This window comes from Chloroflexota bacterium, from assembly GCA_035652535.1.
In the GTDB taxonomy this organism is placed as follows: domain Bacteria; phylum Chloroflexota; class UBA6077; order UBA6077; family SHYK01; genus DASRDP01.
Map to the genome: position 1 here is coordinate 58,523 of DASRDP010000104.1, position 14,476 is coordinate 72,998.

The 14,476-nt window shown below is 66.3% G+C and carries 13 protein-coding genes; 8 read left to right on the forward strand and 5 right to left on the reverse strand.

Features of this window, described 5'->3' with window-relative positions:
* Nucleotides 1-114: 114 nt before the first annotated feature.
* Nucleotides 115-1,353 carry an MFS transporter gene (locus VFC51_12830; protein HZT07909.1) on the reverse strand — a complete coding sequence of 413 codons (1,239 nt, stop codon included), beginning with the start codon at nucleotides 1,351-1,353 and terminating at the stop codon, nucleotides 115-117.
* 289 nt (nucleotides 1,354-1,642) lie between these two features.
* Here VFC51_12830 and VFC51_12835 point away from each other — a divergent pair, with 289 nt between their 5' ends.
* Nucleotides 1,643-2,314, forward strand: a complete 672-nt coding sequence (locus tag VFC51_12835) for an isochorismatase family cysteine hydrolase (protein HZT07910.1) — start codon at nucleotides 1,643-1,645, stop codon at nucleotides 2,312-2,314.
* On the opposite strand, the gene VFC51_12840 is transcribed toward VFC51_12835, so the two are convergent.
* Together VFC51_12840 and VFC51_12845 are read right to left on the reverse strand one after the other, a co-directional pair.
* Nucleotides 2,280-3,971 carry a peptide ABC transporter substrate-binding protein gene (locus VFC51_12840; GenBank protein ID HZT07911.1) on the reverse strand — a complete coding sequence of 564 codons (1,692 nt, stop codon included), beginning with the start codon at nucleotides 3,969-3,971 and terminating at the stop codon, nucleotides 2,280-2,282. The genes VFC51_12835 and VFC51_12840 overlap by 35 nt on opposite strands.
* Nucleotides 3,972-4,044: 73 nt before the next feature.
* Nucleotides 4,045-5,220, reverse strand: a complete 1,176-nt coding sequence (locus VFC51_12845; protein ID HZT07912.1) for a Rieske 2Fe-2S domain-containing protein — start codon at nucleotides 5,218-5,220, stop codon at nucleotides 4,045-4,047.
* Between the two features lie 335 nt (nucleotides 5,221-5,555).
* Here VFC51_12845 and VFC51_12850 point away from each other — a divergent pair, with 335 nt between their 5' ends.
* Entirely contained in the window at nucleotides 5,556-7,220 is a 1,665-nt protein-coding gene (locus VFC51_12850; protein HZT07913.1) for an ABC transporter substrate-binding protein, read from the forward strand.
* A 45-nt stretch (nucleotides 7,221-7,265) separates the two neighbouring features.
* Here VFC51_12850 and VFC51_12855 read toward each other — a convergent pair whose 3' ends face one another.
* The gene (locus VFC51_12855; GenBank protein ID HZT07914.1) at nucleotides 7,266-7,502 is read right to left on the reverse strand and encodes a hypothetical protein; all 237 of its coding nucleotides are present in this window, start codon (nucleotides 7,500-7,502) and stop codon (nucleotides 7,266-7,268) included.
* A gap of 642 nt (nucleotides 7,503-8,144) precedes the next feature.
* On the opposite strand from VFC51_12855, the gene VFC51_12860 reads away from it, so the two are divergent.
* The 3 genes from VFC51_12860 to VFC51_12870 all read left to right on the forward strand — a co-directional run bounded on the left by VFC51_12860 (nucleotide 8,145) and on the right by VFC51_12870 (nucleotide 10,947).
* Nucleotides 8,145-9,278, forward strand: a complete 1,134-nt coding sequence (locus tag VFC51_12860) for a glycosyltransferase family 4 protein (GenBank protein ID HZT07915.1) — start codon at nucleotides 8,145-8,147, stop codon at nucleotides 9,276-9,278.
* Nucleotides 9,279-9,396: 118 nt separating this feature from the next.
* Nucleotides 9,397-9,960 carry a LemA family protein gene (locus VFC51_12865; GenBank protein HZT07916.1) on the forward strand — a complete coding sequence of 188 codons (564 nt, stop codon included), beginning with the start codon at nucleotides 9,397-9,399 and terminating at the stop codon, nucleotides 9,958-9,960.
* 9 nt (nucleotides 9,961-9,969) lie between these two features.
* Entirely contained in the window at nucleotides 9,970-10,947 is a 978-nt protein-coding gene (locus tag VFC51_12870; protein ID HZT07917.1) for a M48 family metallopeptidase, read from the forward strand.
* A gap of 38 nt (nucleotides 10,948-10,985) precedes the next feature.
* Here the strand turns inward: VFC51_12870 and VFC51_12875 are convergent, their stop codons facing one another.
* Nucleotides 10,986-12,695, reverse strand: a complete 1,710-nt coding sequence (locus VFC51_12875; protein ID HZT07918.1) for a peptide ABC transporter substrate-binding protein — start codon at nucleotides 12,693-12,695, stop codon at nucleotides 10,986-10,988.
* A 334-nt stretch (nucleotides 12,696-13,029) separates the two neighbouring features.
* On the opposite strand from VFC51_12875, the gene VFC51_12880 reads away from it, so the two are divergent.
* The 3 genes from VFC51_12880 (at nucleotide 13,030) to VFC51_12890 (ending at nucleotide 14,380) form a co-directional block, all read left to right on the forward strand.
* Nucleotides 13,030-13,584, forward strand: a complete 555-nt coding sequence (locus tag VFC51_12880; GenBank protein HZT07919.1) for a helix-turn-helix transcriptional regulator — start codon at nucleotides 13,030-13,032, stop codon at nucleotides 13,582-13,584.
* 134 nt (nucleotides 13,585-13,718) lie between these two features.
* Nucleotides 13,719-14,096 carry a hypothetical protein gene (locus tag VFC51_12885; protein ID HZT07920.1) on the forward strand — a complete coding sequence of 126 codons (378 nt, stop codon included), beginning with the start codon at nucleotides 13,719-13,721 and terminating at the stop codon, nucleotides 14,094-14,096.
* 20 nt (nucleotides 14,097-14,116) lie between these two features.
* Nucleotides 14,117-14,380 carry a GlsB/YeaQ/YmgE family stress response membrane protein gene (locus tag VFC51_12890; protein ID HZT07921.1) on the forward strand — a complete coding sequence of 88 codons (264 nt, stop codon included), beginning with the start codon at nucleotides 14,117-14,119 and terminating at the stop codon, nucleotides 14,378-14,380.
* Nucleotides 14,381-14,476: the final 96 nt, after the last annotated feature.

A 14,476-nucleotide genomic window follows, 5' to 3' on the forward strand; every position in this document is an offset into this window, starting at 1 on the left:
TCAACCATCGATTCACTTCACGGGATCGCGCCCTGACCGACGTCGTGGCGGGGGATGAACCTCCGACCTACCGGTGCTCCCGGCGCTATGGCCATGGCTGTGAGACGTGGCCCGTTAGTGGGGAGTCGCGGCGGTTTGGTGGCCCAGCGTGCCCCAGTTCGCCGTGACAAGGACGACACCGATGAGGATGATCGCAAGGGCGCCGAGATACATCCCGGTGAACCCGAAGCGGACGATAAGCACCCCCGCCAGCGGGGCTCCGAGCCCCTCGCCGACGCGATAGAACATGGAGTACGTTGCCATGGCCTTGCCCATTCGGCCGGCTGCCGCGCGATCCATGGCGAGCGCCATGAGGGCCGGCTGGGCCAGTGACGTTCCGACCGCGCTGAACACGGCGGCGATGATGAACCCATTGAGGTCCCGCGCCTGCGTGAACACGACGAACGCGACCGCGAGCAGCCAGTAGCCCGCTAGAATCCACTGCCCGCGGCTGCCCCTGTCGAGATAGCGCCCACAGACGAAGCGCGCGGTGATGCTGGTTACGCCTGCCGCGATGAAATAGACGCTGATGTTCTCAACATCGATCGCGCGGGCGTAGACGGGCACGAACGCGAAGGTGACCGGGGAGGTGAGCGTCAGGCACACAAGAATGACGGATGCCAGCAGCACGCGAGGTTCGACGAACGTGCTCAGGCCGATGCCGCCTTTCGCCCAACGGAACGCCCCGAGGAAGGTTGTCCTTCCCGCCCCGATGCGGGGGACCTGCGTGAGAAGGAGGGCGAGTGCGGCCAGGCCGCAAATGCCCCCGAGGAAGAACACGACGGAGAAACTCCCCGTTAGCTGCAGCAGCCAGAGCCCGATGGCGGGCGCGAACGCTTGCGATGCAGTCCCGGCGATGCTGTAATGGCCGGACGCTTCACCCCGCCGGCCGGGCGGCGCCAGCAAGGCGACCCCCGTCGAGCTGCCCGAGCTGAACGCCCCCCACCCAATACCGCGGATAGCATTGGCGAAAAAGGAGACCCAGAGCGACGGAAAAACAAGCGCGAAGGGGAGTCCGCCCAGCAGCCCTGCGCCGATCGCGATCGTGCCGCGAACGCTCCATACGTCTGAAAGATGCCCGATCAGCGGGCGCAGCACGAAGCTCGTCGCGCTGAACGATGTGAAGACCAGTCCAATGATGATGGGATCCCCACCGATGTCCTGCACATACAGGGGCAACACGACGCCGACGAGGTAGTTGGCGAAGTAGCAGAGCACCGTCGACGTGCATAGCAGCAGAAAGCCGCGCGTCCAAAGCCGGGTTCGAGCGGACACGGGCTCGTCGAGCGACAGACCTTGCGGAGTCTGGGTCATATCATCTCTCACGTCCGGAGGGGTTGTACCGCATCGGCCGGGATCGTCGGCGACCGTGCGTTTCACGCGGGCAAGAGTGGCTTCGTACGCCGACGACCGCGTCATCGCGTCCGGACGCCACTCCGGCTGGCTCCGCCCGAATGGCTCGAGGTGTGGGATGAACCCCGGGCGCGGGCGATCCACGAAATGCCGCGGCGCTTGACGCGCCGCGGCGCGCCTCACGAAAATGGCGCACGTCGCCGGTCGCGGTCAGCTCGTCACGGGCGACAATGCCGTTGTGAGGTGCGCAATGGAGCTTCCGGACCTCCTCGACCCACGAAAGACAGCTCTTATCGTCGTCGACATGCAAAATGACTTTTGCGATTCGCACGGCGCCTTCGCGACGCACGGCGGCGACCCGAGCATGATCCAGGCGATGGCCCCGCGCCTGCTCCGGCTGCTCGAGGCGGCTCGCGAGATCCGACTGCCCATCGTCCACGTGCGCACCCACCACAGCGATTGGACGGACTCCGCCTCCTGGCTCGGCCGGCACGCCACCAACTACCGGCTGTGCTTTCCCGGCAGCTGGGGGGCGGACTACTTCCCGGGCTTCGAGCCCAGGCAGGATCCCGAATGGGGGCCGGGCTCGCACGAGTACGTCGTGACCAAGCACCGCTATAGCGGCTTCGTCGGGACGGACCTGGACATGGTGCTTCGATCCCGTGGCGTTCAAACCGTCATCATGACGGGCGAGGCGACGAACGTATGCGTCGAGACTACGGCGCGCGACGCGTACATGCGGGACTACTTCGTAGCGTTCGTGAGCGATTGCACCGCGAGCGGCGTGCGCTCGGCCCACGAGGCAACCCTCTTCACCATCGGAAAGCACTTCGGCGCCGTCGTGACGTCCGACGAGATCATCGCAACCTGGGATCAGCTCGGCGCCGTCAGCGCCATTGCCACTCGGCAACGTTCCACGTGAAGATGCTGGTGGTGGCGATGGGCGCCGGGCCCGTGAGCGCCGCCGCGTGGGCCACGATCTGCTCGTTGTAGTAGAGAAAAAGCCCGGGCACGTCCTCGCTGAAGAGCCGCATCATCTGGATCACCTGGCCATTGCGCTCCGCCTGGTCGAGGGTGGCGGTGAAGGCGTCGGCCAGCCGATCGTACTCGGGATTCGACCACCCGCCGCGATTGGAGCCCGACCAGTGATTCTCGGCTGAGGGAATCTGCCGGGTCGTCAGATTCACGAGCTGCGACTCCTGCGCCGGGCGGCTGGTGGTCGAGAGGGCGGGAAAGGTCGCCAGCACCGCGCTATCCAGCGCCTGCGCCGCCGGAATGACGTAGGAGCTGACCGCGATGCCCGCCCGGTTCCACCCGTCGGCCATGATCGCCATCTCCGACTGGTTGTGCGCGCTCGCCCGCACGCGCAGCTCGGGCGCGAGCCGCTCGCCATCCGGTCCGACGTAATACCCGTCCGCGCGGCGCGCGAAGCCGGCCTCGGTCAGCAGTCGATCCGCCTCGCGGAGGTCGAACGGGTACTTGACGATGGCACGGTTCAGCGCGTCGAAGTACTGGACCTGGGGCGAGATGATGGTGTCGGCCGGCGAGCCAACCCCGTCCAGCAGCCCGTCGATCAGCTCCTGCTTGTTGACCGAGTGCGCCAGCGCCCTCCGCACCCGCACGTCCAGGAGGGCCGCCGGCTGGACCAGGTCGGGTTTGAGCTGCACCTCCGTGTACCGCACCTGCTGCGGATAATGAATTACGACCCCCGGACCGCCCGCGGCCCATTCGCGACGGAGCACGGCACCCTGCTCGAAGCGGATGGCGTCGTCGAACGTGAGCTGCGCGGCGCCGGACAGGATGTTGGCCACCACGGTATTCGGGTCGTTGATGAAGAGGAGCTGCACGCGGCTGATGGACGGCTTGCCGAACGCGAAGCCGGGGAAGGCTTCACCGTCGATCGACGTACCGGGCTCCCAGCGCTGCACACGATACGGCCCGAGCCCGACGTAGCCGGTCGTCCAGAAGGGGTGGGTGACGAAGGACTCGCCGCCTGGCGTTCGATTCTCGTAGGCGGACTCCAGCAGGTGGCGCGGCAGCGCAGGAAAGCTCGTGCCCAGCAGGCCAGCTTCGGCATAAGCCCGGCTCCACGCAATGACCACCGTTCGATCATCGGGCGCGCGGACCTCATCCATGAGGCTCACCGGCGGGGACGCCGCGACGCCGAGCTCGGGGCTGGCGTAGACGCGCCAGGCGAAGGCGAAGTCCTGCGCCGACAGGGGAGCGCCGTCGTGCCACGTTAGGTTGGGACGCAGGCGATACGTCGTCTCCATCCGTCCATCGGCGTCGACGCGCCAGCTCTCGGTCCGCAGGGTGGGCAGCTCCTCCGCCAGCTCGGGCCGCGGAGTGCCACCCCCATCGATGAGGACGAGGTTGGCGTTGAAGAGTCCACGCGTCGCATCAAGCGTCAGGTTCCCCGCCGCCTGCAGCACCTTCGTGGTGAGCGCCGGAGGCTCGACGCGAATGGCGATGACGAGCGTGCGCTGAGGCTCAGGGCTCGTCGAACGGGGGCCCGCCTCGTCGGTCCCACGGCTCGGCGACCGGGCGCACGCGGCGCAGATCACGAACAGGCAGGCCACAGTCGCCGCTCCTCGGGCCCACCGCTGGCACGTCGATCGGGCGAGGAGGCTCCCCACGACCGGCTCGCGCTCGCTAGCGCTCGGGCATGTGGCCGACCGGATGCTGAACGCTCGCCGGGATGCGGAAGGCTCGAAGCCGCTGCCCCTCGCGCGCAATCGGGATCATGGGCTCGTTCTTCGCGGGATCGCGAATCACACCCAGGGGGTCCTCTCCGCGCTGCACCCGCTCCACCTGCTCCAGGAGCAGCTTTCGATAGAGGAGGATGCCCTTGTCCGAAGTAACGAGGTGCTCCGAGGTCCGGTCGGTGATGGGGCCTTGGGCGTCCCAGGCGAGCATGTCCTGGCCCGGGATCGTATCGTCCACGAAGGACCCGTCCGGCCGCTTGTGCTGCTGGACGCCGACGGGGATCTCGGTCTGGGGCGGTCGACCGTCGGGGCGGGCCCTCGTCGTGTACCAGTACACGACCGTGTGGGTATCGTCGACCGGCACCCGGATCTGGAAGCTGGGCGTGTCGCCGCCCTGGGCCAGAATGTTGGGGAACAGCACCGGGTGGCCGGTGGTCCAGTCGTCGCAGTCCTCCGGCTCGCCCTCGAGCAGGCGCCGCTTGAAGATTCCGTACTCGAAAACGTCGAAGTCGATCTTGACGTGCCGCGCGGGCGCCATGAAAGGCGGCTTCCCCTGTTTGCGCATCGCGTAATTTCCAAAGGCCGCGTGCAGGTGCTCGAAGTGGACAGGGTCCATGGCATTGTCCATCGGCTGCAGCCAGTTGCAGTCCAGCTCTCCGATGCGGATGTTTCGGTCGAGGTCAGCGCGCACGAGGAGATCCCATCGCGGCAGGAGCGGCCGTGGCTCCGGCCCGAGGTAGGCGAAGATCAGCCCGCCCAGCTCCTGAACCGGGTAGGCCGCGATCTTCAGCGGCAGACAGGCTGGCTCAAAGGGCATGTCCACGACCCGTCCGGACGCATCGTACGTCCACCCGTGATATGCGCAGCGCAGCCCGTTTATCTGCGGAATGCCGTAGGCGAGGGAGATGCCGCGATGGGCGCACCGCTCGCCCACCAGCCCCAGCGTGCCCGCCTCGTCGCGGTACAGGACCAGGTCCTCGCCCAGGACGCGGACGGAGCGCACCGGGTCCTGATCGAGCTGGCCCATCGCGCCGACGACGTGCCAGTACCGACGCAATAGCTCACCGACCGGCGTCCCGGGCCCGACGCGCGTGAGCGTCTCGTTCTCTGCTTGCGTGAGCATCGGCAAACCTCCCACCCGCGGATCGAGCCATTGTACCCCCGCTCACCCAGGTTGTCGGATCGTTTGGCAGGATGCTGAAAGGGGCGCGAACTACGTTCGAGCTGACCACCGGGATCTCGGTCAGGGGGCGCCGCACGCTTCGCCAGCGTTCCTGCGCGAAGCCGAAGGCTCGGGGGGAGCGGACGAGCATCCCGTCGCTGCGCGCCCCCCTCGGCGCGGGCTGGTCTACCGGATCGCAGGCCACTATGATTGCTGCGTCGCCGCGTTGACTCGGGCTCCCAGGAGCGAACAGTACGGCACGGATCGCGCACGTCTCAACAGCAATCGGGCTCGCGATGGTCCTCGTCGCCTGCGCGCAGCCGGCGCCGGCGCGGCCGGAGGCTGGTGCGGCCGGGCCGGCGAGCAAGCCCCAGCGGACCCTGGTCGTCGCCGTGCGCGGCGAGCCCCCCAGCCTTGCCGTAAAGCCGCTCTTTGCGTTTTCGGGCGGGCTCAACGACCCGGGCAGCGTCTTCAACGCGACTCTCGACTTTCCCGACGAGCAGGCCGTCACGCGACCATACCTGGCCGAAAGTCTGCCGCAGCTCAACACTGAGACCTGGCGGGTGTTCCCCGATGGTGCAATGGAGACGACGTACCACCTCCGACCGAATCTGACCTGGCACGATGGGGCGCCGCTGTCGGCGGCGGACTTCGTCTTCGCCCTCGAGGTCTACAAGAACCCGGAGATGGGCAGCGCGGCGTCGGTCCCCATCGCTCAGATGGAAGGCGCGAGCGCGCCGGACGCTCGCACCCTGGTGCTCCGCTGGCGTCAGGCTTACCCGGACGCGGCCGAGCTGAACCGGGGGTTCCAGGCGCTCCCCCGCCACCTGCTGGAGGCGCCCTACCGCGATCTCGACGCGGCCGCCTTCGCAGCCCTCCCCTTCTGGACCACCGCGTATATCGGTCTGGGGCCGTACCGACTGGAGAACTGGGAGCCCGGCGCCTTCATGGAGGGGCGCGCGTTCGATGGGCACGCGCTGGGTCGGCCGCCCATCGACCGGGTGAAGCTCTCCATCATTCCCGACCCGCAGACGGCCCTGGCCGGCATCCTTTCCGGCGAGGTCCACTACACGGGCGACTTCGTCTTCTCGCAAACGGAAGGGCAGACGCTGGAGCAGCGATGGGCCGAGAATCACGGCGGCACGGTCCTGTACGCGCCCACGGAGTTCCGGAGCACGAACGTTCAGGTTCGTCCTGAGGTTGCCGACCCACCCGAGCTGACGGACGTCCGCGTTCGGCGTGCCCTTGCGTACGGGATCGACTCGGCCACCGCGGTCGAGGTGCTCACAGCCGGCCGCGGCCTCCAGACACCGACGATTACGTCGCCCAAGGTCGACTTCTATCCGGAGATCGACCGCGTGATTCAGAGACACCCGTACGACCAGCGTCGCGTCGCGCAGCTTCTGGAAGAGGTCGGGTTCGTGCGGGGCGGCGACGGGTTCTTCGCGCGCCGCGATGGCCAGACGGTCAAGCTCGGCGTCTGGTCGTCGGCAGGGACGAAGAACGAGCAGGAAGCCGCTACCTACGTGGACAGCCTGCGGCGCGCCGGCGTGGACGCCAGTCCCAACGTCATCACGGCTGCCCAGCTCGGCGACCGCCGCCTTCGCGCCCTCCTCCCCGGACTCGTGCTGCGGGGCGGTGGGCCGGGTCTGGACGGCCTCACCTCGTCGGCCATCGCGGGCCCAGAGAACCGCTGGACCGGAGACAACCGCTACGGGTGGAGCAACGGGGAGTACGATCGCGTCTTCGAGGCGTGGGCGAGTACCCTCGACCAACAGGAGCGGAACAGCCTGACCGCCCAGCTCGAGCGCATCATCAGCGAGGAGCTGCCCATCATCCCCAACTTCTTCGGCGTGAACGTGAACGCGGTCGTCGGGCCCCTGCAGGGTCCGGTGACCCGCCAGACACCCGGGTCAGGTGGCCCTATGCTCTACATCTACACCTGGTCGTGGCGCTCATGATGACGGCCAACGAAGGCTTCCTCGAGGGCCGCGCGCCAACATCGCCTACGCGCTGCGCGGCATCTCGTCCTCGCTCGGAATGAGGATCTCCCCCTCGACCGGAGGCTCGGCCTCCGGCGCATACTCCTGCTCGGTCAGCCGCCCGAGCTCCCGCCCACACCCGTCGCACCGCACGATCAAGACGCCGGTTGGGATCTCGTCACGATCGAGCTCTGGCTCCGTCACCACTGAGGCTCCGCCACAGGTCTCGCAGACCGTATCGATGTCCGTCTCGCGTCTCATCCCTTGCCTCTCCATCCCGCGCCGTCGACGCGCACGCAACATGCGGCGGCAGATTCGAAGTACTGCTGGACCTGATGGGTCGCCGCCGCGCGGACTAAGCAGTCTCTAGAGTCTAGACAGCGCGTCCGCTCGCGGAACCCACACCACCGGGTAGTCCGGGGCGCGCATCGGCCACGGAGGCGTCGGCAGCCGACCGGACGCAGAGCCACCGTGATGGCGGCGGGTGCGAGCGCGAACGACCAGGCGGCACGGTCCATCGCCTTCACGCATGCGCCGTGCGTCCCGGTCGCCGGGGCGGGGACGTCGAGGTGCGAGATCAGCTCGTTCGGCTACAGCACGTTCTCGCCCGTAAGGCTGTCCGTTACACCGAGGAAGAACTTGGCGATGGGAATCGTTCGGGCGCCGCCGGGCGCTGATCAAGATGGGAGCTGGTCCCACCCCCGAGGGGCAATCCGATCGCCACCCATTGCGCTCCGACCCCCCACCCAAAAGGGCTTGGCTCGGCGGCGCCGGAGAGACGAAGATGGTGGAGATTGGCCAGATGATGCGGGAGGCGGGCCTCGGCGGCCTTGTTGGCGCTGTCGGCGACAGCCTTTTCCAGCGACAGCCGGCCCAGGAATCAGCTCGATCGGGGGAGAGTGTATGCGCATCGCAGTGTTGGCGCCGCTCGTCGAGTCTGTCCCTCCTGCCCTATACGGCGGGACCGAGCGCGTCGTATCGGTCCTGACTGAACAGCTCGTTCGGCGCGGCCACGAAGTCACGTTGTTTGCCAGCGGCGACTCCCGCACGGCCGCCGAGCTCGTGCCCGTATGCGCACGGAGTCTCCGGCTGGCAGGCGAGCTGCAATATTCTGTCCCTCACACGCTCGTGCAACTCGCCGAAGCGTATGGCCGCGCAGGTGACTTTGACATCGTTCACAACCACGTCGATTATTTCGCCTTCGCGTTTTCTCGGATGACCGAGACGCCGACGATCACGACCACGCATGGCCGCCTCGACGGCGCCGAGATCCGTCAGATCTACGGCTACTTTCGCGAGCAACCTCTGGTGTCTATCAGCGATGCCCAGCGCCTGCCTCTGCCCGGCGCGAACTGGCGCGCGACAATCCACAACGCGATCGATCTCACACACTTTCACTTCAACCCGGTGCCAAGCGACTACCTCGTCTTCCTCGGAAGGATCCATCCGGAGAAACGGCCGGATCGAGCCATCGAGATCGCGCGAGACGTGGGGAAGCGCCTCGTGATCGCCGCCAAGGTAGATCCGGCGGACCAGGCGTACTTTGAACATGCGATTCAGCCGATGATCCGGGATTGCCCGCTGGTCGAGTACATCGGCGAGGTCAACGAGGCCGAGAAAGACCAGCTGCTCGGCGGTGCCTACGCTTACCTGTTCCCAATCGATTGGCCAGAGCCATTTGGATTGACCGCGGTTGAGGCGATGGCAACGGGCACCCCGGTCGTTGCCTATCGGGCAGGCTCCGTGGCAGAGATCATCGTCGATGGGGTTACCGGATTCATCTGCGAGTCATTCCATGAAATGATCGAAGCCGTCCCGCGGGTCGCCCTGTTGGACCGCGCCGCATGCCGGGATCACGTCGAAGCGACCTTTTCACCAGCGGCGATGACCGACGAGTATGAACGCGTCTATCGCTCGGTCGTGGAGGGCGAATCGCCGGCGCCTGCGTCGCCCGGTCTGCCCCGATCCGCGACGGCTTCCGGCCACGGTCGGAGCCTTCCCCGGCCCCACACCGATGGCGAAACGAGAGGCCCGTGAGGGAGGTAGAGCACGTCAGGTCGAACCGTCACCCAACCCCACCCCGCGGGGTGTGGTCGGGGCCGTGGGCGACCGGTACGCTCATTTTGCGAGCAGCGCTCGCGTCGGAGGTAGAGAAATGGGCTCGTTCCTCGTGTTCGTCGCCGTGGTGGTCGTGATTGCCGCGCTGGTTATCGGCGCCTACAACAGCCTCGTGAGGCGGCGGATGGAGACGCAAAACGCCTGGTCTCAGATCACGGTCCAGCTGAAGCGGCGATATGACCTCATCCCCAACCTCGTCGAGACCGTGCGGGGCTACGCCGGGCACGAGCGGGAAACCTTAGAGCGCGTGGTCCAGGCGCGGAACCAGGCGATTCAGGCCCAGGGGCCGGCGCAGCAGGCGAGCGCGGAGAACGTGCTGACGGGCGCCCTCAAGTCCCTTTTCGCCGTCGTCGAGGCGTACCCGGACCTGAAGGCCAACGAGAACTTCCGCGCACTCCAGGAGGAGCTGACCGCCACCGAGAACCGCATCGGATTCGCGCGGCAGCACTACAACGACGTGGCTTCCCAGTACAACGGGGCGCTGCAGAGCTTTCCCACGAATCTCGTCGCGCGCTCGCTGGGCTTCAACGAAGCCGAGTTCTTTCACATCGAGGGAGCCGAGGCAGAGGCCATCCTCGCGGCGCCCCAGGTCAAGTTCTAAGCCTTCTCGATGGCAACGGCGCAGACGACCTTTCGCGACCTCATCGCCGAGAACAAGCGGAATAGCGTTCTCCTCGTCGCGATCTTCGCGCTCTTCGTCGCGATCGTGGCTACGGTCCTGAGCCTCGTGCTCGTCGAGCTGTTCGCACCGAGGGGCGGAGCGCTCGATCTGCGCGAGGCCGCGGTGGTCGGGATCGTGGCGGCCGCGATCTCCCTCGGCCTGTCCCTCATTGGCTACTACGCGGGCGACGGCATGATCCTGGCGGTGAGCAAGGCGCGTCCGGTTGCGCATGACGTTGACCCAGAGCTATTCAACGTGGTCGAGGAGATGTCCATCGCGGCTGGCTTGCCGATGCCCAAGATCTACGTTATCGAAGACTCCGCGCCGAACGCGTTCGCCACGGGGAGAGATCCCGCGCACGCGAGCCTGGCAATCACGAGCGGCCTCCGAGCAAAGCTCACGCGCGACGAGCTCCAGGGGGTCGTGGCTCACGAGATGTCCCACATCCGCAACTTCGACACACGGCTCATGCTCCTCATGGCGGTGCTGGTTGGAACGATCGCGATTCTCGCCGACCTGGTGTGGCAGACGCTGCGTTTCTCGCGACTACCCGGCGGACGCAGCCGGGACAGGGAAAGCGGCAACGGCGCAGGACCGGTGGTGATGCTCATTCTGCTCGCCATCGGCGTGGTGCTGGCGATCGTCGCGCCAATTCTCGCGCAAATCATTCAGCTCGCGGTCAGCCGCCAGCGCGAGTACCTCGCGGACGCATCCGGCGTCGAGCTGACCCGCTATCCCGAAGGACTGGCCAACGCACTTCGGAAGATCGACGCGGACCCGGACGTCCTCGAGGTCGCCAATCGGGGAACCGCGCATCTCTACATTGCCAACCCGATCAAGAAGTTCGAGGAGCGGTCCGGCTCAATTTTCGCCAGCCACCCGCCCATCAAGGAGCGCATTCAGCGGCTCGAAGCCCTCACGGTGTGAGCGCTTCGAGCCGCCGCGCTCTGCTGACGAGCTGGTCGCTACTGGATAAGTTCCCACTCGTGGGCATTCGTCGTGTGCATGATGTTGCCCGTGTGGGGAACGCCAGTGATGGGTATAAGGCCCTTGAAGCCCGCGACCGGAACAGCCTGAATCTCATAAATCAAGGGCAGCGCGGGAAGCTGCGCGGAAAATACGGTCAGCAGATCCCGCTCCAGATCGATACGCTGACTGTCCAGGAGCGCCGTGCGAAGCCGCTTGCCGATGTCGTCCCAGTCCGCGTTGGTAAAGCTGCCCCGGTTCGTCCCCGCGAACCGGTTTGCAGCGGTGGGGATCTGGTCCGAAGCGAATCGGCGCACGGCGCTGAGGGCGCCCATGGGGTTCTGGGCGATCCCGATGCCCGTGTAGCTGGCACGCAGCTCAGCATCGCGGAGCACGAGGTTGGAGATCACCTCGAGGTCGCCGTCGACGCCGACGGCCTTCAGGTCCTGGCGGATGATCGTCGCTTCCTTCTCCTGGTTCTGCTCGTAGGTGATGACCGTATGGAAGGGAACACCGTTCTTCTGCAGCGTTCCATCGGGACCCGGAGTCCAGCCAGCCTCGGCGAACTGCGCCGTCGCCCGCTTTGGGTCGAAGGGATACTGGGTGATGCTGTCTTTGAGCTGCGCGTAGACGGCGAATTTGGGGTGTTCCCAGCTATCGGCCACATTCCCCATCTCACCCAAGAGACTCGATGCCATCTCCTGGCGGTTGATGCCCAATAGCAGGGCCTGCCGCACCCGCGGATCGGCAAGATCGCCTGGATCGGCGAGGCGGGACTTCTGCGGCTCGGCGAACTTCCACCGGATCGTCTCCGCGACGACCGTGCCCTTGCCCGTCGCCTTCCATTCCTGATCGAGCGGCTGGAGCTGATCCCAGTCCGGCCCGCCCGTGGGGAGAAAGACGTTGATGGCGCCCGCGCGCATGCTCGCGACGGCCGTGTTCGGATCAGGAATGAAGAGCACGTGGATACGGTCCAACTTGGGTCTGCCGAGGAAGAAGGACTCGTTGGCATCGAGATCTAAGGAGCTGCCGTGCTCCCACGACTTCACCTTGAACGGGCCGAGCCCGACGTACTCGTCGCTGAAGTACGGCTGCGCGAGGAACGAGTCCTTGCTCTCCCGATACGATCGCTCGAGGAGGTGCGCGGGAAGCGGATAGAACTCGCGGTGCTCGAGACGATCCGCGAATGGGTACGTCTGCGACCACGTGGCGACGGCCGTTCGCTCATCCGTCGCCACCATCTGCTCGATCAGTTTCACCGCGGACTGATTTCCATTGGGAATGGCGGGGTCGCGGTCCACTTCCCACGAGAACACCATATCGTCCGCGGTAAAGGGCGTCCCATCGTGCCAGGTGACGCCCGGACGGAGCCGGTACGTGACCTCCATCCTGCCATCCGGAGACACGGTCCACGTGCCGGCGTCGGTCGAAGGAAACTCCGCCAGGAGACGAGGCGTCGGCGTGCCGTCGGGCCCAATTGCCGCGAGATACTGGTTCACGAAATGGCTCAGCTCGCGCGATCCGCCGCCGCCCCCGCCGTTCACGCCGTCCCAGAAGTTCTTCGGGTCCTCGTTGACGGCAACCGTGAGGACCTTGGGCCCGGTTACCTGACCCGGCTGATTCTGCACCGGGGTCCGGGTGCCGCTTGTCGGCGCGCATCCGGCGAGCAGCAGCACCAGGACGAATAGGGCTTCTCGCGGCCACTTCATATTTCGAAACTCCTCCCACGCATCCTCGCCGCCGGCGCGCGGGCCTTCGCGCCCACGCTTCAGCGTGAAGCCATTATGACGTACGCGCGAGGAGGCGAACGAGGATTCGTCAGAAGTCGCGAAGCGATTGACGACGATGACTGCAATGCGGAAAATATGCGCGGCGCGCAGGTACTATTGGCGCGTTTGTCATGGGCCTGGTTGTAGTTGACGTTTTCTGCGCGGTGTTGATTCTCCACTGTGAGGCTACGGGGGTGGACACCGGGCAGAGGTGAAGAGCGGAGGCAGTGTGGGGGTCCGTGATCAGCTTGTGGCGCTTATCCGGGAGTCCGGCATGACCCAGGCAGAAATAGCGCGCAGGATCGGCGAAGACCACACATGGGTGAACAGCCGGGTGCGAGGATTCACCGAGATCAAGGCCGACGACGTTCCGCGCTTCGCGACGGCCCTTGGAGTCCAGCCGCGCGCGTTCTTTGAGACCGGGCCCGCGCCCGCGCGAGCCCAGATCCAATCCGTCCTCGTTCGCGATCGTCTCCGCGAGCTGCTGCGCGAAAAACATTGGAGCCAGAGCGAGTTGGCCCGTCGACTCGGCAAGCACCGCGTTTGGGTGCACTACCGAGTGACGGGCGTGACGGAGATCAAGGCCGACGAGATTCCAGCGCTGGCTCAGGCGCTGGGGGTCCCACCTCACGCGTTCTTCGAAAGCCGCGACTCCGCGGTGGCCCCAACGTCGACCGCAAAGCCGACCCCAGAGCAGATGTCCGAAGCGGAACGCGAGTTCATCCTCGGACTGTCCGAGCTGCTCACGCGCTACCGCGAGCGCGTCGGGGGCGAACCGGATCACGCTCCCCCGGTCCCGACCGCGCTGAAGGCAACCGCGATCTCCTAGACCGCCAGCCCGCCGGTCATTCTCGTAACAATCGAACATTTTGTGATACTTCGAACGCATTCGCGGCGTATTGACTCTCCTTGATCTTCGCGCTATGGTGTCCTTATGGGGACACGTCTGCCGAGAAGATGAATATGCGTGGCACAATGCTGGGAAAAGTGCGACCTGGCGCCGCCGTGGTGCACAACGGCGAACTGATCGGTTCCGTTGAGCGTGTGGAGCCCACCAGGTCAAAACGAGGGCGCGGCATACTCCTTCGCCATGGCCGCGCGGACTACCTGCTGCACGTGCCGGAGCGCTTTATCACGGTGGAGTCCCCGCTCTTGGTCGTCCTGCACAGCTCGCTCGACCTGGACGCCGTCGAGGAGATCGCCATCAAAGCAGGGCGTGCGCCGCCCACCGGGGAGCACATTACCGAGGGAGGTCACACGCAGCCCAGCCCCACCGCTGAAGAGGCAGTCGGTCGCTCGGGGGGAATGCCTTCGACGTACGACGGGCCAGCCACCGGATAAGCTTCTAAGGAGGCCCCGCCATGGGGATTCTTGCGTGGATCATCGTTGGACTGATCGCAGGGATCATCGCCAACATCATCTACCCCGCGCCGGAGCGGGGCGGAATTCTGGGCGCCATTGTTCTCGGGATCGTCGGAGCGATCGTGGGCGGCTTTATCGCGGGGCTGGTGACCGGCCAGGACATGGTCACCGGCGTCAACGTCGCCACAGTCGCGGTGGCGGTCATCGGAGCGCTGATCCTGCTGTTCGCCTTCCACGCGGTCGTGCGTCCTCGGAACGTCTGACCATCCGGCGCCAAACGAGCGCGATCCTCACCGGCACCGCAACCGGGACGTCGCGGCTCCGGCAGGGACCGGTGCGGCATCCGCTATACTTGGACC